This is a genomic window from Agrobacterium sp. CFBP2214, from assembly GCF_030209895.1.
In the GTDB taxonomy this organism is placed as follows: domain Bacteria; phylum Pseudomonadota; class Alphaproteobacteria; order Rhizobiales; family Rhizobiaceae; genus Agrobacterium; species Agrobacterium radiobacter.
Genome location: NZ_JARVRC010000021.1, coordinates 48,825 through 72,292 on the forward strand (window position 1 = coordinate 48,825; position 23,468 = coordinate 72,292).

The 23,468-nt window shown below is 60.3% G+C and carries 18 protein-coding genes; 6 read left to right on the plus strand and 12 right to left on the minus strand.

The annotated features are described in order from the left end of the window. The first annotated feature begins 134 nt into the window (after positions 1–134). Complete coding sequence (locus tag QRN60_RS24780) at positions 135–1,043, plus strand: hydrogen peroxide-inducible genes activator (protein WP_111820833.1); 909 nt, start codon at positions 135–137, stop codon at positions 1,041–1,043. Between the two features lie 60 nt (positions 1,044–1,103). On the opposite strand, the gene QRN60_RS24785 is transcribed toward QRN60_RS24780, so the two are convergent. From QRN60_RS24785 to QRN60_RS24795, 3 genes are all read right to left on the minus strand, one after another. Beyond that, on the minus strand, positions 1,104–1,985 hold the full coding sequence (locus tag QRN60_RS24785; RefSeq protein ID WP_080864449.1) for a DUF3313 domain-containing protein: 882 nt from the start codon (positions 1,983–1,985) through the stop codon (positions 1,104–1,106). Between the two features lie 108 nt (positions 1,986–2,093). Further along, positions 2,094–3,428: a sensor histidine kinase gene (locus QRN60_RS24790; protein ID WP_080864450.1), complete on the minus strand. Its 1,335-nt coding sequence runs from the start codon at positions 3,426–3,428 to the stop codon at positions 2,094–2,096. Beyond that, positions 3,425–4,099, minus strand: coding sequence for a response regulator transcription factor (locus tag QRN60_RS24795; RefSeq protein WP_020009793.1), 675 nt, complete (start codon positions 4,097–4,099; stop codon positions 3,425–3,427). Before QRN60_RS24795 ends, QRN60_RS24790 begins: the two co-directional genes overlap by 4 nt. Positions 4,100–4,377: 278 nt before the next feature. Between QRN60_RS24795 and QRN60_RS24800 the strand changes: the two genes are divergently transcribed. Together QRN60_RS24800 and QRN60_RS24805 are read left to right on the plus strand one after the other, a co-directional pair. Then, positions 4,378–5,538 carry an efflux RND transporter periplasmic adaptor subunit gene (locus QRN60_RS24800; protein WP_284767168.1) on the plus strand — a complete coding sequence of 387 codons (1,161 nt, stop codon included), beginning with the start codon at positions 4,378–4,380 and terminating at the stop codon, positions 5,536–5,538. 1 nt (position 5,539) lies between these two features. After that, positions 5,540–8,692 (plus strand): efflux RND transporter permease subunit, encoded by a 3,153-nt coding sequence (locus tag QRN60_RS24805; protein ID WP_112950969.1) that lies wholly within the window; start codon positions 5,540–5,542, stop codon positions 8,690–8,692. Between the two features lie 287 nt (positions 8,693–8,979). Here the strand turns inward: QRN60_RS24805 and QRN60_RS24810 are convergent, their stop codons facing one another. Continuing rightward, positions 8,980–9,522: an NUDIX hydrolase gene (locus tag QRN60_RS24810; protein ID WP_003505606.1), complete on the minus strand. Its 543-nt coding sequence runs from the start codon at positions 9,520–9,522 to the stop codon at positions 8,980–8,982. A 113-nt stretch (positions 9,523–9,635) separates the two neighbouring features. Here QRN60_RS24810 and QRN60_RS24815 point away from each other — a divergent pair, with 113 nt between their 5' ends. From QRN60_RS24815 to ku (QRN60_RS24825), 3 genes are all read left to right on the plus strand, one after another. Beyond that, positions 9,636–10,280: a DUF47 domain-containing protein gene (locus tag QRN60_RS24815; RefSeq protein ID WP_111791817.1), complete on the plus strand. Its 645-nt coding sequence runs from the start codon at positions 9,636–9,638 to the stop codon at positions 10,278–10,280. Further along, positions 10,280–11,281, plus strand: coding sequence for an inorganic phosphate transporter (locus tag QRN60_RS24820; RefSeq protein WP_003505604.1), 1,002 nt, complete (start codon positions 10,280–10,282; stop codon positions 11,279–11,281). Before QRN60_RS24815 ends, QRN60_RS24820 begins: the two co-directional genes overlap by 1 nt. Before the next feature lie 90 nt (positions 11,282–11,371). Then, the gene (gene ku / locus QRN60_RS24825; protein ID WP_165000624.1) at positions 11,372–12,163 is read left to right on the plus strand and encodes a non-homologous end joining protein Ku; all 792 of its coding nucleotides are present in this window, start codon (positions 11,372–11,374) and stop codon (positions 12,161–12,163) included. 12 nt (positions 12,164–12,175) lie between these two features. Here ku (QRN60_RS24825) and ligD read toward each other — a convergent pair whose 3' ends face one another. The 8 genes from ligD to QRN60_RS24865 all read right to left on the minus strand — a co-directional run bounded on the left by ligD (position 12,176) and on the right by QRN60_RS24865 (position 23,440). Beyond that, positions 12,176–14,668: a DNA ligase D gene (gene ligD / locus QRN60_RS24830; RefSeq protein WP_111820836.1), complete on the minus strand. Its 2,493-nt coding sequence runs from the start codon at positions 14,666–14,668 to the stop codon at positions 12,176–12,178. Between the two features lie 3 nt (positions 14,669–14,671). Further along, the gene (gene ku / locus QRN60_RS24835; RefSeq protein WP_129565201.1) at positions 14,672–15,505 is read right to left on the minus strand and encodes a non-homologous end joining protein Ku; all 834 of its coding nucleotides are present in this window, start codon (positions 15,503–15,505) and stop codon (positions 14,672–14,674) included. Beyond that, positions 15,502–15,789 (minus strand): hypothetical protein, encoded by a 288-nt coding sequence (locus QRN60_RS24840; RefSeq protein ID WP_111791461.1) that lies wholly within the window; start codon positions 15,787–15,789, stop codon positions 15,502–15,504. The genes ku (QRN60_RS24835) and QRN60_RS24840 overlap by 4 nt, the downstream gene beginning before the upstream one ends. A 43-nt stretch (positions 15,790–15,832) precedes the next feature. Continuing rightward, complete coding sequence (locus QRN60_RS24845; protein WP_077998800.1) at positions 15,833–16,726, minus strand: SDR family oxidoreductase; 894 nt, start codon at positions 16,724–16,726, stop codon at positions 15,833–15,835. Between the two features lie 204 nt (positions 16,727–16,930). Beyond that, the gene (locus QRN60_RS24850) at positions 16,931–19,270 is read right to left on the minus strand and encodes a bifunctional diguanylate cyclase/phosphodiesterase (RefSeq protein WP_003505597.1); all 2,340 of its coding nucleotides are present in this window, start codon (positions 19,268–19,270) and stop codon (positions 16,931–16,933) included. Between the two features lie 189 nt (positions 19,271–19,459). Continuing rightward, positions 19,460–20,563 carry a hypothetical protein gene (locus tag QRN60_RS24855; RefSeq protein WP_129567329.1) on the minus strand — a complete coding sequence of 368 codons (1,104 nt, stop codon included), beginning with the start codon at positions 20,561–20,563 and terminating at the stop codon, positions 19,460–19,462. A gap of 231 nt (positions 20,564–20,794) precedes the next feature. Beyond that, complete coding sequence (locus QRN60_RS24860; RefSeq protein ID WP_236761780.1) at positions 20,795–22,333, minus strand: ABC transporter substrate-binding protein; 1,539 nt, start codon at positions 22,331–22,333, stop codon at positions 20,795–20,797. 126 nt (positions 22,334–22,459) lie between these two features. Continuing rightward, entirely contained in the window at positions 22,460–23,440 is a 981-nt protein-coding gene (locus tag QRN60_RS24865; protein WP_111791812.1) for a mannonate dehydratase, read from the minus strand. Positions 23,441–23,468 lie beyond the last annotated feature (28 nt).

Here is a 23,468-nt window from a genome sequence, read left to right on the forward strand (position 1 = left end):
GCAGGTCATGGGAAACCGTGCAGCGAGGCTGATGATCTCTGACAGCTACAGCTTCTTTCTGTCATGAAGATGACTAACAGCCGGGTTCCATAATTTCCAATTGTATATTCTAAAGGCTGCGATATGCTGAGCTTATGATTGCGCTCTCCATGAAACATCTCCGTTATTTCGACGCTCTGGCCAAGATCGGCCATTTCGGTCGGGCGGCGGAGGCATGTGCGATTTCCCAGCCGGCGTTGTCGCTGCAAATCCGCGAGCTGGAGGAACTGATCGGCGCGCCGCTTGTCGAACGCGGCAGCCGCCAGATCCGGCTGACGACGCTTGGCGAAGAATTTGCCGAGCGCACCCGCTCGATCCTGCGTTCGGTGGACGAGCTGCAGGATCTGGCGCGTGCGGGCCAGGGCCCGCTCAGCGGCCGCCTGCGCATCGGCGTCATCCCGACGGTCGCGCCTTATCTTTTACCACAGGTCATCAAGACTCTCACCCGACATTATCCCGGACTGGAGGCCCGCCCGCGCGAGGCGGTGACGCAGAAGCTTATCGAGGACCTGCTGGAAGCCCGGCTCGACATGGCGATCGTCGCCCTGCCCGTTTCGGAGCCCGCGCTGGAAGAGGTTCCGCTGTTTTCGGAGGAATTCATTCTGGTGCGGCCGATGGAGGATGCGGGCATGCCGGTGCCGAGCGCCGACAAGCTCGGCGAAATGCGGCTTCTGCTTTTGGAGGAAGGCCATTGCTTCCGCAATCAGGCGCTTTCCTTCTGCAGCACGACCAATGCGCCGCCGCGCGTGCTGATGGAGGGCTCTTCGCTCTCCACCCTCGTGCAGATGGTCGGCGCCGGCATCGGCGTTACGCTCATTCCGCAGATGGCCGTCGATATGGAAACGAGGCAATCCACCGTTTCGGTATTCCGGCTTGTGGAGCCGCGCCCGTCGCGCACCATCGGCATGGTCTGGCGCAAGAGCAATCCGCTTTCGGCCCAGTTCGCCCATATTGCGGAGATCGTCCGCGAATGCGGCCTCCAGAAGCTCGGCCTCGCGGCATAGGGACTTGGCTCGGACGATCGCGCGCCGTAATGCGCGCGATCTTCATATGGAGCGGCTGGCCTATCGCGAAGCGGCTTTCGCGCGCCCGTCGTCGGTCCATTGCGGCGGCGCGCCGAACTTGTCGGCCACCATGCCCTTCAAGCCACGTGACCGGCCATAGGCATCGCACTCGACATATTTCGGTTTTCCGCCCAGAGCCGACCGGATTCGATGGCCGGAAGGAATAGAGAGGTTCAGGCCGTCGGAAACTTTGCCTGTCACGAGAATACGCGAGAAGTAGTTGGAGAAATCGGTGGCAAGCTCGTAAGCGTCGCCGATTTCCGATGCGCGGGCGTTACCAGTGATGGAATTCGCGCCCTTGGACCAGACAGCCGCCGCACGCTGAACGCCGCCACTATCCACCGCCTCGGCCTCAACGGCCAGCCCGCCAAGCCCGAATGGGAGACGCGGCACGCTGACCGGCAGGACGAAGCCGCTGCCGAGCGTCACGGCCGTCGATACCCCGGCCATGGTCTTGTCGGTCGGCACCAGATCGGTGATGACCGTGCGCACCGTCATATCCGCCGGCTGTCCAAGAGCGGCGATTCGGTATTTATCGCTGAGCGCCACGCAGATGGCGCGATCCAGCGCATTCGAAACAAGGGCACGATCCTTTTCCGATGTGATCCGCGACGAGGCGGCGAAGGAGAAGGTGGTCGGCACGATGGCGACGGTCTTGACCCCGGCCAGCCCGGTGGCGTCCACGAAGGTTCGCGATTTGGTGAACTTTCCCTTGGCCGGGCTGAGCTGCGCATAGGAGGTAAGCGTGCCACCTTCTTTCAGCGGCACGGAGGTGCAGCCGGACATGATGATGGCGAAGGGCAAGGTGGCGAAGGCGACACCGCGGCTGCGGGACGCCTTGTCGCCGGAACCCCGGGCAAACAGATTCCACTGTTGTTTCACTGCACGTACTCCGGTTGGGATGATTGATCCTGTGCCCCGCACGGTACGACAGCTAAAATTGCGGCAACATTACAATCACCAGCCTCTGGACAGCGCGCAACGCGACGATCAGAAACGTAACCGGAAGGTGCTTCCGAAAGCGCTGCTATCCAGAAAGATTCGCCCGTTATGGTTGGCGACAATCTGCTTGACGAGGCTGAGGCCAAGCCCTGCCCCGGTGCTGCGCGGTGTGATGCGGTAAAAGGGCTCGAAAATCCGTTCCCGCTGGTCTTCGGCTATCCCCTGCCCTTCATCGGAAATCGCGATCTCACCATTGGCGAGAACCGAGATATGGATCATCCCCCTGTTGCCACCATAATCGATGGCATTGCGTACGATGTTGCTGATGGCGCGCGGCAGGGTGAAGGGGTTGCCCATCACCTCATATCGCGCGATCTGCGTATCGAAGGAGATGTCATAACCCGCCGAAAGCGCAAGCGGCGCAAGATCGGCGACGACGGTGCGGGTCATCTCGACGAGCTCCACCGTCTCGCGCCGGTCGTTCACCTGATCGTTTCTTTCGAAAGCGAGAAGCTGTTCGGTGGTTTCGCCAAGCCGCGCGACATCCTCCATCAGGCGTTGCTGTTCCGGCCCCGGCAAGCCCTCTATCCGGGTCTGCATGATCGCAATTGGTGTTCTAAGCTCATGCGCCGCATCGATGAGAAAACGCTGGCGCGCCCGAAACTGCTCTTCCAGCCGTTCGAGGATGCTGTTGAAGGCAAGGATCAGCGGAACCACCTCGCGAGGCACATCCTCGACGGGAAGCTTTGAGCCCGGCCGCCGCGGATCGATCTCGGGGGCCTTTTTGACGACGGAACTGAGGCCGGAAAGCGCCTGGCGCACGATGCGGGGAACCGAGAAGAACACGGCGGGCAGGATGACAGCCAGCAGGGGAACGTAAATCTTGTAGGTTCCGGCAAGAAGCGTCAGGAACTGCCCGCCTACATGCGTCGTTCCGCCGAACATGACCCTTACCGCACCCCATTTCGTTTCCATGCTTTCAACCAGGGCGACCTCGACGATGCCCTTTCCTCCACGAATATCGGCATCCGTCATCAGATGCAGATACCGCGACAATTCCTCATAAACGGCAGGCACGGCGCCGTAGGTCGCCACCCGCCCATCCAGCGTGGAGGCAACGAACCAGAGTGTTGAGTTCTCCGCCTTCAGGGCCCGCAATGCCGGGCTCTCGGTAATGACCAATCCCTTTTGCGGGTCGAGCGAAAGTGAACCATCAAGCGTGGCCGAGAGGTCGTCCCAGAGCGCAATATTGGGGGAAAGCATCATCACGCCGTAAAAACAGAGCCCGATGATGACCACGGCAATCATGGCAGAGACGACGACGCTGAGCTGCCAGCTCAGTTTCCACCACAAGGACGGGTTGGACGTGCCCTGCGCTTTCATGCTTCTTCCTTCAACAGATATCCGATACCACGAATATTATGGACGCCGACGCCTGCGGATGCATCGAGCAGGCGTTTTCGCAGCCGCGATATATGCGCGTCGAGCGCATTGGACTGGATCTCCTCCTCGTAATTGTAAACGGCTGCCTCGAGCGTGGAGCGCAGCACGGATTTGCCCTTGCGTTTCGCCAGCGCAATGAGAACCGCAAGCTCGCGTCTTGGCAGATCGAAGGGAACCGAATTGATCGTGACGCTGAGATGGAGCGGATCAATGACGATGCGGCCAGCGGTGATCTGGGCCGGCGCAAGGTTTGCCGGCCTCCTGAGAACCGCGCGCACCCGGGCCAGCAACTCGCCGACGAGAAACGGCTTGCCAAGATAATCGTCTGCGCCGCCGTCCAGCCCCGCGATCCGCTCTTCCGGCTCGTTCATCGCCGTCAACAGAATGATCGGCGTGTCGATACCTGCGCGGCGCAGCTGCGGAATGAAGGAGAGCCCTTCCCCGTCAGGCAGGCGACGGTCGAGCAGAATGGCGTCATAGACGTGCTGACGCGTCAACTCCATCGCATCGCCGAGCCACATGGTATGGTCGATGACGATCCCCTGCTTGCCGAGCGTCGCCGTCAGCGCATCCGCCATTTCCTTTTCGTCTTCGATCAACAGAAGTCTCATGCGTCACCGTCCCTTCGCCTTCCGTTTTCTGCCAGAAAGGTTGCGGCAGTATTGCGGCGAAGACGACGCTGGAGCATTTACAACCAGGATCCATAATGGTTTCACCTCTGGAAAATTCATAAAAACAGAACTTTGGAGCACTAGGCGGTTCCGTTTAGGCAGGCGCGCCCCGGAGGGTAATGCTGCTGCAATTATGGATGCCTATCCAGAAACCATCCGCCTCGACAGAGGCAATGCGACCGCCTGAGCGGCGGTCCCGGGATGGAAAGGATTTCAGTATGTGGATGAAGAGAACCATCAAGGCGGGGATCGCGCTTGCAGGTTGCGTTCTCGTTGGCACCGCTCTCGATCCGGCGCGCGGCGGCGTCGATGCGAATGAGCGTGTCAAAGGCATCGTGAACGGGCTCGTCGAAACCGCTTCGATGAGCCCCGCAGGCACGCCATTCGAGCTGACGGCCGCGGAAACGGCAAAGATCGGCACGCGCCCGATGGTGGAGCGGCTTGGCATCAGCGGCGAGCTTCAACCGATCACCCGTGTGGTGATCCGCGCCCGTGAGGCCGGCAAGATCGTGGAAATGAATGTCCGCGACGGAGATACGGTGCAGGCGGGCAAGCTGCTCGTGCGTTTCGAAACCGATGAGTTGCAATCGACGCTTTTGCTGCGGCAGAGCGACCGGGATGCGGCTGAGGCCGAGCTGATGCTGGCGATGCAGGCCCTGACGAGAACCGAACAGCTTGCCCTGAAAAACATCGCGTCGGCAGAACAGCTCGACAAGGCGAAAAGCGATGTCGCGGTGAAGACGGCAAGGCTCCAGAGCCTTGCGGCGCAGGCGGATATCGCCCGCCTCGCCCTTCGCAATGCCGAAATCCGCGCACCCTTCAGCGGCACCGTCACCCGTCGGCTGGCCGAGGCGGGATCGCGAGTCGGTGCGGATGGCGAGCTTCTCACACTGGTCGATACCAGCGTGCTGGAAGCGAAGGTTCTTGTCGCCACCCGCGACATACCGCGCGTGGCGCTCAGCCAGACGGCGGAACTGGCGATCGACGGCCTTGGCGGCCAGATCGTCAAAGGCACGGTCGACCGCATCAGCCCGGTTGCCGAAGACGGCACCCGTTTCGTCGCCGTCTATCTGCGGCTTGCCAATCGGGACGGCCGGCTGTGGGGCGGAATGTTCGCCAGCGGATCGATCCTCCTGCGTGAAAAGAACGATGCGCTTGTCGTTCCCGCAATCGCGCTGCGCAAGGACGAGACGGGTTACCATGTGCTGAAGGTGGAGGATGGCCATCTTCGCCGCCAGACGGTCGCAGTCGGAGCGCGCTGGAACGATGGCGACCTGGTCGAGATCGCCGCCGGCCTGAAGGATGGCGAGACCATCCTCACCGCACCGCTTCCCGAACTGGGGCCTGACATGGCCGTCACCATCGACAAGGCAGGCTGAAATGTTTTTGACCCGCATATCCGTTACCCATCCCGTTTTCGCCACCATGATGATGGTGGCGCTTCTGGTCATGGGCGCCTTCTCGCTGCAGCGGCTTGGGCTGGACCAATATCCCAATGTTGACGTTCCCGTGGTAGTCGTCGTCACCTCTTATCCGGGCGCGACGCCGGAGACGGTGGAGACCGAGGTGACGCGCCCGGTCGAGGACGCGCTGAACGCCATTGGCGGCCTCGACGAGGTCACGTCCACCTCCTATGAGGGGCGCTCCGTCGTGGTCGCGAAATTCAAGCTCGAAGTGCAGAGCTCGGCCGCCGCGCAGGAGGTCCGCGACAAGATCGCCGCCATCGAGGCGAATTTTCCGAAAGACGCCAAAAAGCCCGTCATATCGAGGTTCGACCCCGCCGCCGAGCCGGTCCTGTCGGTTGCGATCAGTTCGACGTCGCTCGATGTGCCCGCCCTCACCACGCTTGCCGACCAGAGGGTGGTGCGGCAGCTGACGACCGTTGCCGGCGTCGGCCAGGCAACGCTGGTTGGCGCCCGCAAACGGCAGATCGATGTGACGATCGACGAGACGCGCATGCGCGCCCTTGGCATCGGCATCAACGAGGTTGTGAATGCGCTCCGCGCCGGCAATACCAACAGCCCGGCCGGAAGCGTCGTCGATCCCGTCTCCGAACGGACGATCCAGGTGCAGGGCCGCATCGAGGAGCCGCAGGCGCTGCTGGACATGGTGGTGGCAAGGCGCGGCGGCGCGGCCATCGAGCTTCGCGATGTCGCCAAACTTTCCGAAGGGGCAGCCGATGCCGAAAGCCGCGCCCTCTATAACGGCCAGACGGCGCTGGCGATCGACATCGTCAAGGTTCAGGACGCCAATACCGTTCAGGTGGCGACGGATGTGAGAAAGCGCCTCGATGCGCTCAACGCCGAGCTTGCCCCGCAGAACGTGCAGCTGCGTATCGTCACGGATTCATCGATACCCATCCGCGAATCCGTCGGTCAGGTACAGACGACGCTGATCGAAGGTGCGGCGCTCGCAGTCGCCATCGTCTTCCTGTTTCTCAATTCCTGGCGCAGCACGGTGATTACCGGGCTGACATTGCCGATCGCCATCATCGGCACGCTCACGGTGATCGATTTCCTCGGTTTCACGCTCAATACGCTCAGCCTGCTGGCGCTGACGCTTTCCATCGGCATTCTCGTGGATGACGCCATCGTGGTGCGCGAAAACATCACCCGCCATCTGCATATGGGCAAATCCCACCTGCGCGCAGCCCTCGACGGCACCAATGAAATCGGGCTTGCGGTCATTGCGACAACGGCGACGATCGTGGCGGTTTTCCTGCCGGTTGCCTTCATGGATGGCATCGTCGGCCGGTTTTTCTATGAATTCGGCGTCACCGTCTCCGCCGCGGTGCTGATCTCGCTTTTCGTCGCCTTCACGCTCGATCCGATGTTATCAAGCGTCTGGTACGATCCGGACGCCCAACCCGATGCAAAACGCGGCCCGATAGGCCGACTGATCGCACGTTTCGACCGCGGCTTCGAATGGATGGCCGGCCAGTATCGCCGCGCCATCGGCTGGACCCTGCGGCACCGGCTCGTCACCCTGCTTGTCACATCGGGCATATTTATCGCCAGCTTGTTCATGGTGCCGCTGGTCGGCACGGAATTCGTTCCGAATGCCGATGAGGGCCGCTTCCAGGTCAACATCACCGCGCCGGTCGGCTCCTCTCTGGACTATACGACGACCAAGGTGCGGCAGGTCGAGAAGGCGCTGAGGGAATTTCCGGAGGTCGAGATGCTTTATTCCACCATCAACACAGGCGGCGCCGCCGGCAAACATCGCGCCGCCATATTGGTGGGCCTGGTGCCGCTCGATATGCGAAGCCGAACCCCGCTCTCCCTTGCCGAGCCGGTTCGCAAGCGCCTGTCGGCCATACCTGGCATTGAGGTCACGATCCTGCAGAATGGCCTTGGCGGCGGCGAAAGCCCGGTGCAGCTGAGCATCCTCGGCGACGACCGGGCTGTTCTTGAAAAAATCGCCGCCAGCCTGGTCGAAGACATGACAAAAATTCCGGGCCTCGTGGACGTGACCTCCAGCGCCAAGGATGTGACCTCTGTCCTGTCAGTACGCCTGAAGCCTGCGGCGGCGAGCGATCTCGGCATTGCCCACGCCGATCTTGCCGCAGCACTTTCCCCCCTTATCGGCGGCGAGGATGTGTCGAAATGGACGGATAGTGACGGCAATACGTACGATATCGTCACCCGCCTGCCCGCCGAGCGGCGGTCCGACCTGGCAAGTCTCGGTGAATTGATGATTGCGACCGGCCGCACGGCGGCGAACGGTGCACCGCTGATGGTGCGTCTCGATCAGGTTGCCGATATCGGCATCATGCCGGCCCCCGCCGAAATCCGCCGCATCGACAATCGCCGCGAGATACTGGTTTCGGCCAATATTGCCGGCCGCACGCTTGGCGACGTGACGGAGACGCTTCAGGGCCTGACCGCCGGTCTTGACCTGCCGAACGGCTATCGCATCCGCTTCGGCGGTGACGCCGAAACCATGCAGGAAACCGTCGGCCATATGGTCACGGCGCTCAGCATGGCCGTCATCTTCATCTACATCGTGCTCGCCTCGCAGTTCGGCAGCTTCTTGCAACCGCTCGCCATCATGGCGTCGCTGCCGCTGTCGCTCGTCGGCGTCCTCATCGGGTTGATGGTCGCCGGCAGCACCATCAACATGTTCTCGCTGATCGGCTTCATCATGCTGATGGGCCTCGTGACCAAAAACGGCATCCTGCTGGTGGATTTCGCCAATCGTGAGCGGCGGCGGGGGCTTTCGCTGAACGAAGCGCTCGAGAATGCGGGCGTCATCCGCTTCCGTCCGATCATCATGACGACGCTTGCAATGATCTTCGGCATGATCCCGCTCGGCCTGGCCGTCGGCGGCGGTGGCGCGCAGCGCGCGCCGATGGCCCATGCGGTGGTTGGCGGCCTCATCAGTTCCACGCTGCTGACCCTGATCGTCGTGCCGACCATCCTGTCTTATCTGGATAGCGTCATCAGGCGTTTCGCCCGCCTGTTACCGAAAGCGCCGGATGAAACGGGGCATTCGAACCATGAGGCGCAACCTTCCCAAAAGCAGCCGGCCTGACAAGGTCGGCTAGACACTAATCCGGCTGACAACGGGAAGGCGACACCGCCTTCCCGTCATTCCGAATGGTGCCCCTGTCGTCATCTCAGCAAAAGAATCGCAGCCGGGCCCGCCAGAAGCAAAGCGATGGCGATAATCGGATGGAGATAACGCAATAAGAAGCGGAGAACGGGACGACGTAAATTCATGCAACGGCTCCTGATGACAATCATCAGGCAAGGGTGGGCATGTCCTATTGCGGTGGCATTACAGTATCGGCTGCAGGAAGGAATGCCGGGCAGATGCGGTTACGGTCTCTCGCCGCTCTGGCGTTTCTTTTTCCCCTTTGGCCGGAAATCGACCAGCAGTGATTTCAGTTCGATATCGCGAACGCGTCTTGCCGCCTCGTCAGGGCGCACCCATTCCAGCAGGCGTTCACCGTGCTCCTTGAAGGTCGCGTCCGTTTCCGTCACCTCTATCTGGAAGACGTCGACCATGCAGGGAACGACATCGCCATTGTCGAGCATCTTGAGATAGGTATAGCGGCCCACTGCATCCTTCTTCACCCGGCCACGTACGCCCGCCTCCTCCCACGCTTCGATCGCCGCCGCCTGATGCGGCTTCTTGCGCTTCATCGGCCAGCCGCGCGGAATGATCCAGCGCTGACTGGTGCGGGACGTGACGAGGAGGATTTCGACATCCACGCTATTGTCGGCATAACGGAAACAGAGCGCGGCATATTGCTGCCGGAAAGCACCGGTGAAGAGCTTTTCGGGAACCGCAGCCAGCTGCTGGAGCAATGTGAGTGGACGGGCCGGACGGGTTTTCCGGCGTTTCTTGGAAGATTTCATATCCGTTGATAGTGCTGATTTTCCGGGTTGCATCAATGCCCCGCGTGCATTTATGACAGTTTTATGACAATCACCCCCCACAACTGATAAAGCGCCATTGAGGGCCAATTCGCATGATGAGTATTTTTCGCAAGCTGATGCCGCGCGAGGACCGTTTCTTCGACATGTTCAGCAAACATTCCGAAACCGTCATCAAAGCGGCTGAAGCCCTTGACCAACTTTTAAGCGGCATCGACGTCGAGAAGAACTGCGACCTCATCGTCGCCCTCGAGCATCAGGCGGACGAGATCACCCGCGAGGTGCTGCTTGCGGTCAGGCGGAGCTTCATCACGCCATTCGATCGTGGCGACATCAAGGACCTCATCCAGTCCATGGATGACGCCATCGACATGATGCACAAGACCGTCAAGACCATCCGTCTGTTCGAGCAGAGCGAATTCGATCCGCTGATGAAGGAGATGGGCCACGAGATCGTGCGCGCGGCGGGCCTGATTGCGGAAGCCATTCCGCTTCTCAACAAGGTCGGCACGAATGCGCATCGCCTCTCGGCCATCGCCGAAGAAGTGACCCGCGTCGAAGGCCGCTCCGACGAGCTTCACGACCTGGGTCTGAAGGACCTCTTCCGCCGGCATGGCGCGAGCGGCGATGCCATGGCCTATATGATCGGCAGCGAAATCTACGGCGAACTCGAAAAGGTCGTCGACCGCTTCGAGGATGTGGCCAACGAGATCAGCGGCATCGTGATCGAGAACGTCTGATGGATGTCGCACTTGCCCTGCCGCTGCTCGTCGGCCTTATCGCCATCGCGCTGTTCTTCGATTTCCTGAACGGTTTGCATGACGCCGCCAATTCCATCGCCACCATTGTCTCCACCCGGGTGCTGCGGCCGCAATATGCGGTCGCCTGGGCGGCCTTCTTCAATTTCATCGCCTTCCTGTTCTTCGGCCTGCATGTAGCCGAAACGCTCGGCACCGGCATCATCGATCCGGCCATCGTATCGCCGCAGGTCATTTTCGCGGCGCTGATCGGCGCCATCGTCTGGAACATCGTCACCTGGATTTTCGGCATTCCCTCCAGCTCCTCGCATGCGCTGATCGGCGGCCTCGTCGGTGCGGGTTTCGCCAAGGTGGGCTTTAACTCCATCGTCTGGTCGGGCCTGCTGAAGACCGTGGGGGCGATCTTCATGTCGCCGGCCATCGGCTTTTTCCTGGCGCTCGTTCTCGTGCTCGCCGTGTCGTGGCTGTTCGTGCGGCAGACGCCCTTTGCGGTCGACCGCACCTTCCGCGTCATGCAGTTCATCTCCGCCTCGCTTTATTCGCTGGGGCACGGCGGCAATGACGCGCAGAAGACCATGGGCATCATCGCCGTGCTGCTTTTCAGCCAGGGGCATCTCGGCGAAAGCTTCTACGTGCCCTTCTGGGTGGTGATTTCCTGCCAGTCGGCCATGGCGCTCGGCACGCTGTTCGGCGGCTGGCGTATTGTCCATACGATGGGATCGAAAATCACCCGGCTGAACCCGATGCAGGGTTTCTGCGCCGAAACCGGCGGCGCGCTGACGTTGTTCGGCGCCACATGGCTCGGCATTCCGGTCTCCACCACCCACACGATCACCGGCGCCATCATAGGTGTCGGCGCTGCACGCCGTGTCTCGGCAGTGCGCTGGGGGCTTGCCGGCAATATCGTCATCGCCTGGATCGTGACCATGCCGGCAGCCGCACTGATCTCCGCTGCCGTTTACGGGCTGACCTCGCTGTTCTGATAGCTCCAATGCTGTCCCGATTTGCCGTCCCTCCCGGAACAAAAGCCACCCTGTGACTGTTGTTCCGGGAGACCAATGCGGATCGCGGACATGGCACGGCAGGTTTTCTGGAAGGGTTATCTGAAGCTGTCACTGGTGACAGCCTCCGTCTCGTTGACGCCTGCGACGACCGAAGGCAACAAATACCGCTTCCACATCCTCAATCGAAAAACCGGCAATCGCGTCGAAAGCCGCTATGTCGACAGCGTCACCCACAGGCCGGTCGCTGCCAGGAACCAGGTGAAGGGTTTTCCGCGCGGCGAAGACGATTATGTGCTGCTGGAGGATGACGAGATCGACGCGGTGGCGCTGGAAAGCACCCGCACCATCGATATCAAGACCTTCGTGCCAAAAGGGTCGATCGACTGGATCTGGTACGACCGTCCGCATTTTCTGCGCCCGGAAGACAAGATCGGCACCGAAGCCTTCAGCGTCATTCGCGAAGCCATGAAAGCGAACGATGTTTTCGGCATTGCGCGTCTGGTGATCTACCGTCGTGAAAGGGCAGTCCTGCTGGAACCTTCAGGCAAGGGCATCATCCTGTGGACCCTCCATTACGGCGAGGAGGTGCGCGAGAGCATCGACGCGCTGGAGCCGAAGATGAAAATCGACCGGCCGTTGCTGGACGCCATGGAAAAACGCATCGGCAAACAGGTCACGGGTTGGAAGCCAACTCTGGTGCAGGATCCCATTCAGAAAAAGATCAAGTCCCTGCTGAAGACCAAAGGCGAGGAGGCCTCCTCCTCGCCAAAGAAAACCGGCACGAAGGCCCGCACCGGCGGCAATGTCATCAACATCATGGATGCGCTGAAGAAAAGCCTCGCTTCCGAAAAGAGAAGCTGAGGATCGGCGTCTTCACCGGGCCTTTTTCGGCAGCGGTTCGGCGGCGGCAAAAAAGCCGTCCCACGGGTCTTTTTTCAACGCGGAAAGACGAGCCCCGATATTGTTGACGGTGAAATGAGCCGGGCCGATCTCGGCTGTCAGTTCCGACCATTCGAGCGGCGCTGAAATGGCGGCTCCCGCCCGGGCGCGTGTCGAATAGGCCGCAACCGCGGTATTGCCCCTGCCGTTGCGCAGATAGTCGATGAAAATGCGGCCCTGCCGTTTCGCCTTGGTGGCGACGGAGAGATATTTCTCCGGTTCGGCCTTCGACATATCAACCGCCATGGCCTTGGCGAAGGCCTTTACCGGGGGCCAGCCCGCCTGCGGCTTCAGCGGTGCGACGACATGCAGGCCCTTGCCGCCCGAGGTCTTGACGAAAGCGGCAAGCCCGGCCTCTTCGAAACGCCGTTTCAGTTGCAGCGCCGCCTCGATCACCTCTTCCCATGCCACATCCTCGCCGGGGTCGATATCCATGGTGATCATGTCAGGCTTTTCCCAATTGGCGGTGGTCACGCCCCATGGGTGGATTTCAAGCGCGGCAGATTGCACGAGCGCCATCAGGCCATCAAAATCGGTGATGCGGATCAGCGGTTCACCGCCCTTGTCCTTGGGGTCTCTGATCTGCTCGACCGCCTTGTTGATGCCGCGCCAGGCATGTTTCTGGAAGAAACGCTGCCCTTCTATACCCTCCGGGCAGCGCAGCAGTGCCAGCGGCCGGTTGACGACAAAGGGCGCGATGTGCCGCCAGACCTGCGCATAATAATCGGCAAGCCCCTCCTTCGTCACGCCATCGTCCGGCCAGTACAGCCGGTCCGGATGGGTGAACTTGATTGTCGATTGCGGCGCCTTGGTGTCGGACACGGCCTTCTCCTCGCGTTCGATTTCTCCTGCGGGCTTGTCTTCGCGCAGCCCCCGGAAAGAGGCATGACGCAGATTGCCATCTCCAGACCATGCTCGAAACTCCACCTCCGCCACTAGTTCCGGCTTGACGAAATGAAGATCGCGTCGGGCAAGCGCGGTGAGTTTCTCACCGAACGGGCTTTCCTCGCGCTCAAGCGGCTTCAGCTGGCCAAGCAGCATCTCCGCCACTTCGCCCGTATAACCTGTCCCGACACGTCCAACATGGCGCAGCTTGCCATTTTCATAAACACCGAGCGCCAGCGATCCAATGGCGTGGTCCGATGTCGAGGAGACAGTATAACCACCGATAACGAATTCCTGTCGCATCGAGCATTTGGATTTTACCCATTCTCCCTTACGCCCGGAAACATATTTGCTGCTCTTGACCTTGGAAATGACACCCTCAAGACTGAGCCGACAGGCATGGTCGAGGACAAGCGCGCCACTTTCTTCAAAATGCTGGCTGTAACGGAGATAGGGATCGCCCGCCGGCAACAGCTTTTCGAGCAGCGCCTTTCGTTCGCTCAATGCTGCACCACGCAGATCGCTGCCATCGAGATAAAGAAGATCGAAGGCGTAAAATACGAAACGGTCGCTGCGTCCTTCGCTCAGATCCTGCTGCAAGGCGGAGAAATCGGAAGCCCCGCTATCGCGTTCCACGACGATTTCGCCGTCGATCAACACCGTTTCCACCGGCAACGCCTTGATAGCTCCTGTCACGGCCCCGCCGAATTTCTCCGTCCAGTCCAGCCCGCTGCGGGTCAGGAGCTGGAGCTTGCCCTGATCGACGCGCGCCTGCAGACGATAGCCGTCAAATTTGATTTCATGCAGCCAGCGATCTCCGTCGGGCGGTTTCGGCTTGAGCGTCGCGAGCGCCGGCGGCACGAAGGACGGCATAGCCTGTTTGCGCGCGCCTTTGGGCAGCGCATGCGCCTGTTTTTTGCCCGACGTCGAAGCGGCAGCCTTTTTCGATACCGGCTTGGAATTCCAGGTATCTTTCGGTTTGGCCGCGACTTCCTCGACGCTGCGCCCGGTTTTCACCGATTCCGGCCGTTCCTCCAGAATATCCGCACCGCCTTTATGTCTGGCTTCCTCGTCGTCGCCCTTGATCAGCAGCCAGTTTTCCCGGCTTTCGCCCGGCTTTCCATGCATGCGCACCAGATGCCAGCGTCCTTTCAGCTTTTCGCCTTCCAGTTCAAATTCCAGATGACCTTTGCGATAACCTTTCCGGGCGTCACCGATCGGCTGCCAGTTGCCGCGATCCCAGACAATCACGGTGCCGCCGCCATATTGTCCCTTGGGGATAACACCTTCAAAATCACCATAACTGAGGGGATGGTCCTCCACATGCACGGCAAGGCGTTTGTCCTCGGGATCGAGACTCGGGCCGCGCGTCACCGCCCAGCTTTTCAGCACCCCATCCATTTCCAGCCGAAAATCATAATGAAGACGGCGCGCATCGTGTTTCTGGATGACGAAGCTCGATCCCTGCTGTTCGATCTTCGCACCCTTGGGCTCCGGCGTCTTGTCGAAACTGCGCTTGGCGTTATAGGCCTGCAATCCCATGGATCAGCTCGCTTTCCGCGACGCCTTGCGGCCTGCTGCCGTCGCCTTTTTCTTGCTGTCCGCTCCCGCACCGGCGCTGCGGCGCAGGGCCTCCTTGAGATCGATGATATTGTCCTCCCGGCGTGGCGGCTGTTTCGTGATTTCCCGGCCTTCGATCTTGGCTTTCACCAGTTCGGCCAGGGCATCATTATAACGGTCGCTATAGTCTGCGGGATCAAACGTACCGGCGCGCTTTTCGATGATGTGACCGGCGAGCTCGAGCATTTCTTCATCAAACTCGATATCGGGGATCGACTTGAAGACGGATGTCTGCGAACGGACCTCGTAGCTGAAATTCAGCGTCGTCGCGACGAGAGCCGTGCCGCTCGGACGGATCAGCAGGACACGGTTGCGGCGGAAAAGCACCGCTTCGCCGAGAGCTGCGACATTCTCGTCGTCCATCGCTCTGGCAAGAAGCGTCAGCGCCTCTTCACCACCCTCCCCGCCCGGCGCGAGATAATAGGACTTGTCGAAATAAAGCTTGTCGATCTCGTCACAGGGCAGGAAGTGACTGACGCGGATGACCTTGTCGCTCTCTGGCATCAGCTTCGCGATCTCGTCGCCCTCGATGACGATATGATCACCATTGTCGAGCTCGTATCCCTTGACCTGATCGTCGCGAAGAACCGCCTCGCCGGTATCACTATCAACATATTGCCGCTCGACGCGGTGGCCGGTCTTGCGGTTGACGATATTGAACGCGATTTTCTCCGCCGAGGTCAGCGCCGAATAAAGGCCGATTTCGCAGTTGAAATCGGCAAAGGTCAGATGGCCTCTCCAACTGGCTCTCCGGTTCATGACCGTCGTCCCTCGTGATCGCTGCGGGAGGGTATTTCCCGGCGTCGGTCGCCGGCCAGAATGCGCTCGATGGCGGGTACATCCGCCTCCGCCAGAACCGGCACCGGGTCGGACGCCATGGCTTCCAGCACCTCCGGCGAAAGGCCACCATTGCGGATCACCCACTCCATCGCCTCGCGGGTCTGCCGCTCCGCTTTCAGCTGCGCATAAAGCGCCAGTATCAGCCGGTCGCGGACATCGAAGCTCTTCAAGCTACTGTCTGAACGTTCTGCCTGCCGTTTCATCTCGAAATCCTCAAAGGTCTATCCGGCATTGGCGGGCATCGCCTCAGGCAATGCCCCTGCCGCCGGTGACGCCATAAACCTCGCCATTGATGAAGCTCGCATCCTGCGACGCCAACAGCACGTAAACGGGCGCCAGTTCCACCGGCTGTCCCGGACGGCCGAAATCGCTGTCCTTGCCGAAATTCTTCACCTTCTCGTCCGGTTGGCCGCCGCTCGGCTGAAGCACCGTCCAGAACGGCCCCGGCGCAACGGCATTTGCGCGCACGCCCTTTTCGATGAGCTGTTTGGCAAGCGCTTTCGTATAGGCGACGATACCGGCTTTGGTGGTGGCGTAGTCCAGCAGGATGGCGGAGGGCTCATAAGCCTGTATCGAGGCGGTGGTGATCACCGACGACCCCGGCTTGAGATGGGGAACAGCCGCCTGCGCAATCCAGTGCAGGGCATAAAGATTGGTCTTCATGGTGCGGTCGAAATCGTCGGTCGACAGTTCTTCTATGTCTTCGCGATATTGCTGTCTCGCGGCGTTGATGACCAGAATATCCAGCCCGTCGAGATCGCCGGCCGCTTTCTCAACCAGTTCGCGGCACCATGCCTCATCGGTAACATCGCCGGGCAGCGCAACCGCCACGCGGCCCTCCGCCTCAATCAGCGCCACGACCTCCTCGGCGTCGGACTCCTCTTCCGGCAAATAGGAGATCGCCACATCAGCACCTTCCCTCGCAAAGGCGATGGCTACCGCGCGGCCGATGCCGGAATCGCCACCGGTGATCAGCGCCTTGCGCCCGGCAAGCTTGCCGGTGCCCTTGTAGCTTTTCTCACCATGATCAGGGAAAGGCGTCATATTCGTCACCAGACCCGGCATCTCTTGGGTCGGGGTCGAAAAGGGCGGGCGCGGATACTGGCTGCGTGGGTCCTGTGGCTCGAGGCGGTCTGTCATCGCGGTCTCTCCCGTCAATAGAAGTTCATCCGAGGCGCGTTCATGACAGGGGATCAAACCACTCCCGTCAGGCTGGTCGTCGGCACCGCCGGGGCAACCGCAGCATGGACGCGCCATACGCAACCCTAACGATCTGCCGTCGCTCTCGTTCCATCGGATGTGGGAAAGGCGGGGCGACGGCGTCCTGCGCCGTCGCCTCTTTTATCAAACGGAATGTTTCTTCCGCGTGGTGGTTCTTACGACCTGCGCGGGCGCGACATCCGGTTTGCCGAAGAGATAACCCTGCGCCTGCGCGCAGCCCTCGTCGACGACCATGCGATATTGCGCATCCGTTTCAATCCCCTCCGCCGTGACCGGCAGATCGAGGCTGCGGCCAAGGCCGATCACCGCGCGCACGATGGCGCGGGCATTGTCATCATCACTCATGGCGGCGATGAAACTGCGGTCGATCTTTATCTTGTCGAAGGGGAAGCTCTGCAGGTTGCTGAGCGAGGAATAACCCGTACCGAAATCGTCCATGACGATGGCGACACCGAGCGCCTTCAACTGGTTGAGGATGATCAGCGTCGTCTTGCGATCTTTCAGAAGGGCAGCTTCCGTGATTTCCAGCTCCAGCCGGTTCGGCGAAAGCCCGGTCTGCATCAGGACGGTGCAGACGACATGCCCGAGATTGGCCAGCGAAAACTGCAACGGTGAGACATTCACCGCGACCTTCAGATGCGGCGCCCAGCCGGCCGCCTGACGGCAGGCCTCACGCAGTACCCATTCGCCGAGCGAGATGATGATCCCACTTTCCTCGGCAATCGGAATGAAGACATCCGGCGGCACCACGCCCCGTGTCGGGTGCTGCCAGCGCACCAGCGCCTCGTAGCCGACGACCTGGCCGCATTCGACTGACAGCACCGGCTGATAGTTCAGCAGCAGCTCGTTGCGATTGATGGCAAGCCGCAGATCCGTCTCGAGCTGGCGGCGTTCGCGCGCCTCCTGATCCATCACCGGGTCGTAGAAAGCCAATATGCCGCGTCCGCCCATCTTCGCGCGGTAAAGCGCCAGATCTGCGGCATGCATGATGCTTTCATGATCCCGGCCGTCCCGTGGGAAAACAGCGATGCCGATGCTGACGCCAACGGAGGTCGGATCGTTGGCGACATTCATCTTCAGTGCGAACATGCCAAGGATCGTCTCTGCCAGCAGGCGCGCCTCTTCCGCCCTGGTGTGCCGCGCGGTCAGGATGACGAACTCATCGCCACCGAGACGGGCCACCACATCGCCTGCCCTTGCACATTCATCGAGAATGGCGGCGACCTTTTTCAGGACGCGATCCCCTTCGGCATGGCCGAATATGTCGTTGACCGCCTTGAACCGGTCGAGATCGAGCGCCAGCAGCGCAAATTCGTCATCCTCGTCGCAATGCTCGATCTGCTGGTGAAGACGGGTCTGGAACATGGTGCGGTTGGAAAGGCCGGTCAGAACATCATGGCGGGCGAGATATTCGATTTCTCGCTGCGCTTCCCGCTTTTCCGTCAGGTCACGGATGGCCATCACCTCACAGGGGCGGCCGCGATATTCGATCGTGCGTACGCTGAGTTCGAATATCTGCGCCTGCCCGGCGCGCTCGCGCACCGCCTCCACCGGCGTATGGCGCGGCAGATAAGCAGGCTGTCCGTCGATAGCCTTGAAGAGATCGTCGGGGTTCTGTCCGACCAGCGATGCTTCATCCCTGCCCAGAAGGCCGGCAAAACGGGTGTTCAGCTCCACGATCCGCCCATCGCGGACGACGGCGAGGCCATCAAGCGTGGCATCCACGAGACCCTTGAGATCGACAAGATAACGATCCACCAGGGCGGCAGCGGCGGTGGAAGACAGGATCAGGAACGTGACGCCGGAAATGGCGCAGATCATGATCAGCCGGGCGACATTGTCAGGATCAGGCCCGGATACGGACGGATCCGGCGAAAGCACCGTGGCCGACATGGTCGTGAAATGCAGCGCGCAGATCGCGAAAATCGCCGATGCGGCCGGCGCGGCGATGCGCTTCCAGGAACCGATGCCACGGAAAAGAAAAAAGGCCAGCAGGAAAGACACCCAGGCAACCGCAAAACCGCCCAGCACCGGCCCCCACCGGTAGCTGATCGTGGCGGCGACATCCATTCCCGCCATTCCGACGAAATGCATGACGGCAACCGACAGGGTAATGAGCGTGCCGACGATGACAGGGCTGTAAGCGGCCTGCGAGCGGGCGGTGAGCGCCAGCCAGAAACCGATAACGGCGAAAACCGCCGACAAAGCCGTGAAGGCGAAATCATAACCGATCGGAACCGCGCCCTTATAGGCGAGCATGGCGACGAAATGCGTGGCCCAGACGCTGAGGCCTCCGGCAAAGGCGGCAACCAGCACCCAATAGGGCTTACGGCCGGCCGGACTTTCCTCCGCACGCAACAGAAGGTGAAAAAAAGCAAACATGCCAAGCAGGCAGATAACAGCTGCAAGAAGAACGACCGCCCGGTCGTGCTGTATGGCAACGCATTCCAAAACCGTGAACATGCTGCACTCTCCCAGCCTCTGAAGAACCGCTCACGGTGGCACTATGGGAGTGCTTTATTTATAAATCTCTAATGCAACTATTGATAATTGTATCAATATTTTCTCGCGCAAAGGAAAAGAGTTCGGGCCGGCGTGCCAAGCTGTAACACTTTTGGCAAACCGACCCGAAAAAGTGATCGACCGAAGCTTTTACTTCCAGCTTCGATAATCTGCCGCGGTGCATCCGAAAGGCGCCGGGCCATTGGCGAAACGCTCCTGCAGACGGGCGCAACCCCACTCGTTCAGTGCTGCCGGCAGCATGTTGTTGATGTCCATTCCGGGCGAGTTGAATTGCGACGGAGCGCTTGTGACATACCACAGCCAGTAACCGAACACCGCAACGATGATGACGGCAACGATGGCAACGAAAGTGCCCAGTCTGCGCAGCAGACCCGGCCCTTTCTTCATCGCCGCGGCCTGGGCCGCGGCAGCCCCCTGTGTCTCAGTCGCGACCATCGGGGCAAGCGATGCGAGAGCTTCCGCCCGCTCCTGCTCCGTAAGGTCGATCCGTTCCAGCTGATCGTCGAGCAGAACCGGTAACGCGCTGTTACCATGCAGGACCGCGAGCGCCACATCATGTTTACCAGTATGGCCGACGACAACGGGAATGCGACCCCGCTCCAGATGCGTAAAGGATTGCCGCTTGGTTTTATCGTCCCTTACAGTATCGGCATAAGTCACGAAGAGACGGCTGCGTTTTTCGGCAACGGCCGTCAGCGCGACCGGGATGACGGTCAAAGGCGCGGGCTTGCGCAGCTGCAGACGAACCCGCAGGACACGGACAAGTGTGAACAGCATCGCAAGACTGCCGAAACCGAGCAGGGCGACGAACACGCCGAGCGTGATGATACGGTTCCAGAGCATGTCGAGGCCCAGCGAAATCGTTGCGAGTTCCGGGTTCTTCGCGGAGATGACCAGCCCGGTTTCATAATCGCCGGAATGGAAATCGACGAACATGACCTCGACATCCTTCTTGTAGCTCACGCCCGCCTGTTCATAGGAAAGATCCGCCTCGCAGGTCGTGAAGATCGCCTTGCGCGTCTTGCAGCTGCCGTTGATATCGCCGTTTTCAATCTCCAGCGGGTCTTTGCTGATCTGATAGTCGCGCAATATGCCCGGGCCTTCGGCCACGAGCATGACGACCGTGATCACCAGAAGCACGGGAATGGAGAAATAATAGGCCGCCGGCACCGAAATGACGCCACGTTTGAGGCTCAGCGGCCGCGACGGAAGTTTTATCTGTGCAAGGTTCATGGTCGTCAACGCATTCTTCGGGAGGTGGGTGAGCGGAGTTCGCGACTCTCGCCCGACGGAAGGAATAGTCATCGGACGGTCTAATCCGATGAAGTCCTTGAGAAAACCCCCTGAAATTGCGGGGATGATACCGACAATCCACTGCCGCGGCCGGGCTCCGCGGTTGGCCACTGATAAAAAACGGGCGGTAAAACCGCCCGTCACAGGTTTTTCGGAGACTATGGTTTGCCCTTAGTCCTTCGTAACCTTTTCCAGCCGGGTCGTCTGGCTGGGATGGCCCACATAATCCTTCACGCGCGCATTCAACACGATCGGCTCGAATCTCTCGAACATCGGCAGCACCGCCGGCTTCTGGGCGACGAACATTTCCTGCATCTGGGTGTAGATTTCCCCGCGCTTCTTGGCGTCGGGCTCCAGCGAAGCCTTTGCCGTCAGGGCAGTCAGTTCAGGAATGTCCCAGGCCGAGCGCCACACGAAATTGCCGGCATTGTTGGCGGCAAGCGAGTTGTCGGGATTGCTGGAAAACTGCTCCATCGAGCCCAGCACATTCGGCATGTAGGCGCCGGTCTGCGGAATGAGCAGGTCGAAATCCCGCGCGCGATGGGCGGCAATCACGTCCGAACCGTTACCCTGCTGGATATTGACCTTGATGCCGATCTCGCTGAGCGAGGCCTGGATCGCGGTGGCGAGGTCGATGCGCGGCGTCTGCGCGATCGTCTTCAGATTGAGCGTGAAGCCGTTCTCATAACCGGCCTCCTTGAGGAGAGCCTTCGCCTTCGGAACATCGAGCTTCCAGTCCGGGCTCGGAATGGCATATTCGAAGTTTTCCGGCACCGGCACCGTGCGCGTCCGGCCATAAGGACCCATGATGGTCTTTTCCATGCCCTTATAGTCGATGCCATAGGCAATCGCTTCGCGGACCTTGGGGTTGGACAAGGGCTCCTTGCCGGCATTCATGGACAGGACGTAGAAGCCGCCCGTCGGCACACGCTGAATCTGGAAACCTTCCTTGTTGTTGAAGATTGCAAGATCGGCAGCCGTCAGCGCGCTGGCGATGTCGATATCACCGCGCTCCAGCATCAGGCGCTCCACCTGGCTTTCCGGCACATGGCGAACGATGACGCGGCGCATTTTCGGGCTACCGGCCACATAATCCTTGTTGGCCTCGAGAATGATGATCTCATTCGGCGACCAGCGATTGAGCGTAAAGGGACCGGAACCGGCGGAATTGGTTCTCAGCCAGCCATTGCCCCAATCGTCATTGGTTTCATGCGACTTGAGTTCCTTGCTGTCGACAACGCTGGCGATGACCATGGCCAGACGATAAAGAAGCAGTTCAGACGTCGTCTCACCGGAAAGATCGATGCGTACCGTTTTTTCATCCGGCGCGCTCACCAGCTTGTCGACATTGTCGGCGTTATAGCCAACGCGCTTGAGGTTGGCTGCGGCCGCCTGGTTCATCTTCAACAGCCGACTGAGCGAATAGACGACGTCAGCCGAGGTTACCGGATTGCCCGAAGCGAAATTGGCCTCGCGAAGATGGAAGGTGATGCCCTTGTCATCTATCTCCCAGCGTTCGGCAAGCTGCGGGGAAATCTTGCCCGAACCATCGACCGAAATCAGGCGGTCATAGAGGTTGGACATGATTTCGTTGGCTTTTCCTTCGGTGGCCTGATGCGGGTCGAGCGACAGCACCTGGGCCAGCGAGGTTCCAATGACAAGCTGGTCGCTGGGTGTCTTGGCCAGGGCTGGCGCGGCCTGCAGCAGCATCGCCCCAAGGGCCGTGGTGAATGCGAGACGGATCAATGTTTTTTTCATACCTGCTCCTCCTACAGATCGGTAATTCGTGTCTGGAAAACGAGCCGGCGACCCAAAGGACGTCGCCGGTTTAATTCGTCAAAGATGTTTATTATCAAGCGCTTCTATCAAGGCGGCGATATAGCCGTAGCAGAAGGCGAAAGCGACACCGACGGCATCGCGCCCGGCAATCGTCGGCACGTGGTCGGGCATGATCATGTAGCGATAACCGAGTTCGTGATAGAGTTTCAGCGACCGCACCATGTCCATGTCGCCCTCATCGGGGAACGTCTCCATGAAAGAGAGTTTGCCGCCGCTGATATTGCGGAAATGGACGTTGAAGATCTTGTCGCGGCTGCCGAACCACCTGATGATGTCGTCGATCTCATCGCGCGGATTGTCGAGCATCTCGCCGATCGACCCCTGGCAGAAATTCAGGCCATGATAGGGGCTCTCGCGCATCTGCACGAATTTCTTCAGCCCTTCGACCGTGCCGAGTACGCGGGTGACGCCCCTGTAACCCGGAGGCGTATAGGGGTCATGCGGATGGCAGGCCAAGCGCACGCGGTTGCTTTCGGCCACCGGCACGACGCGTTCGAGGAAATAGTCGATGCGTTCCCAGTTTTCGTCTTCGGAAAGAACGCCAGCGAGGCCCGGCGCGGCGTCATGATCCGCCTTGTCCCAGCGCCAGGCTTCATTGAGCGATCCGCCGCGTCCGCGTTCCATCTCCGTGCGCGGAATGCCGATGAGGTTGAGATTGTATTTCGCCGCAGGGATACCGGCCCTGGCGATATCTTCTATCATCTTGCAGACCGCATCGATCTGCCGGTCACGGTCCGGCCCGGCCAGCAGGATATCGGGATACGACGCCTGCTCGATGGGCCGGGACGGCAGCGGCAATTGCACCATGTCTAGGACAAGGCCAAAGCTTTCGACCTTGTCACGGTGGCGTTCAAAGTCCTCAAAAGTCCAGCTCGCGGGTTTTCCGGGCGGATCAGCGTTGATGTTTTTGACGCCGAGCTGCGCCCAAACCTTAAAATCCTCGTCATCGCGCGCAGCAACCTGGGTGCCGACATACATCGATTCTCTCCTCTCTCCATGCAAGTCA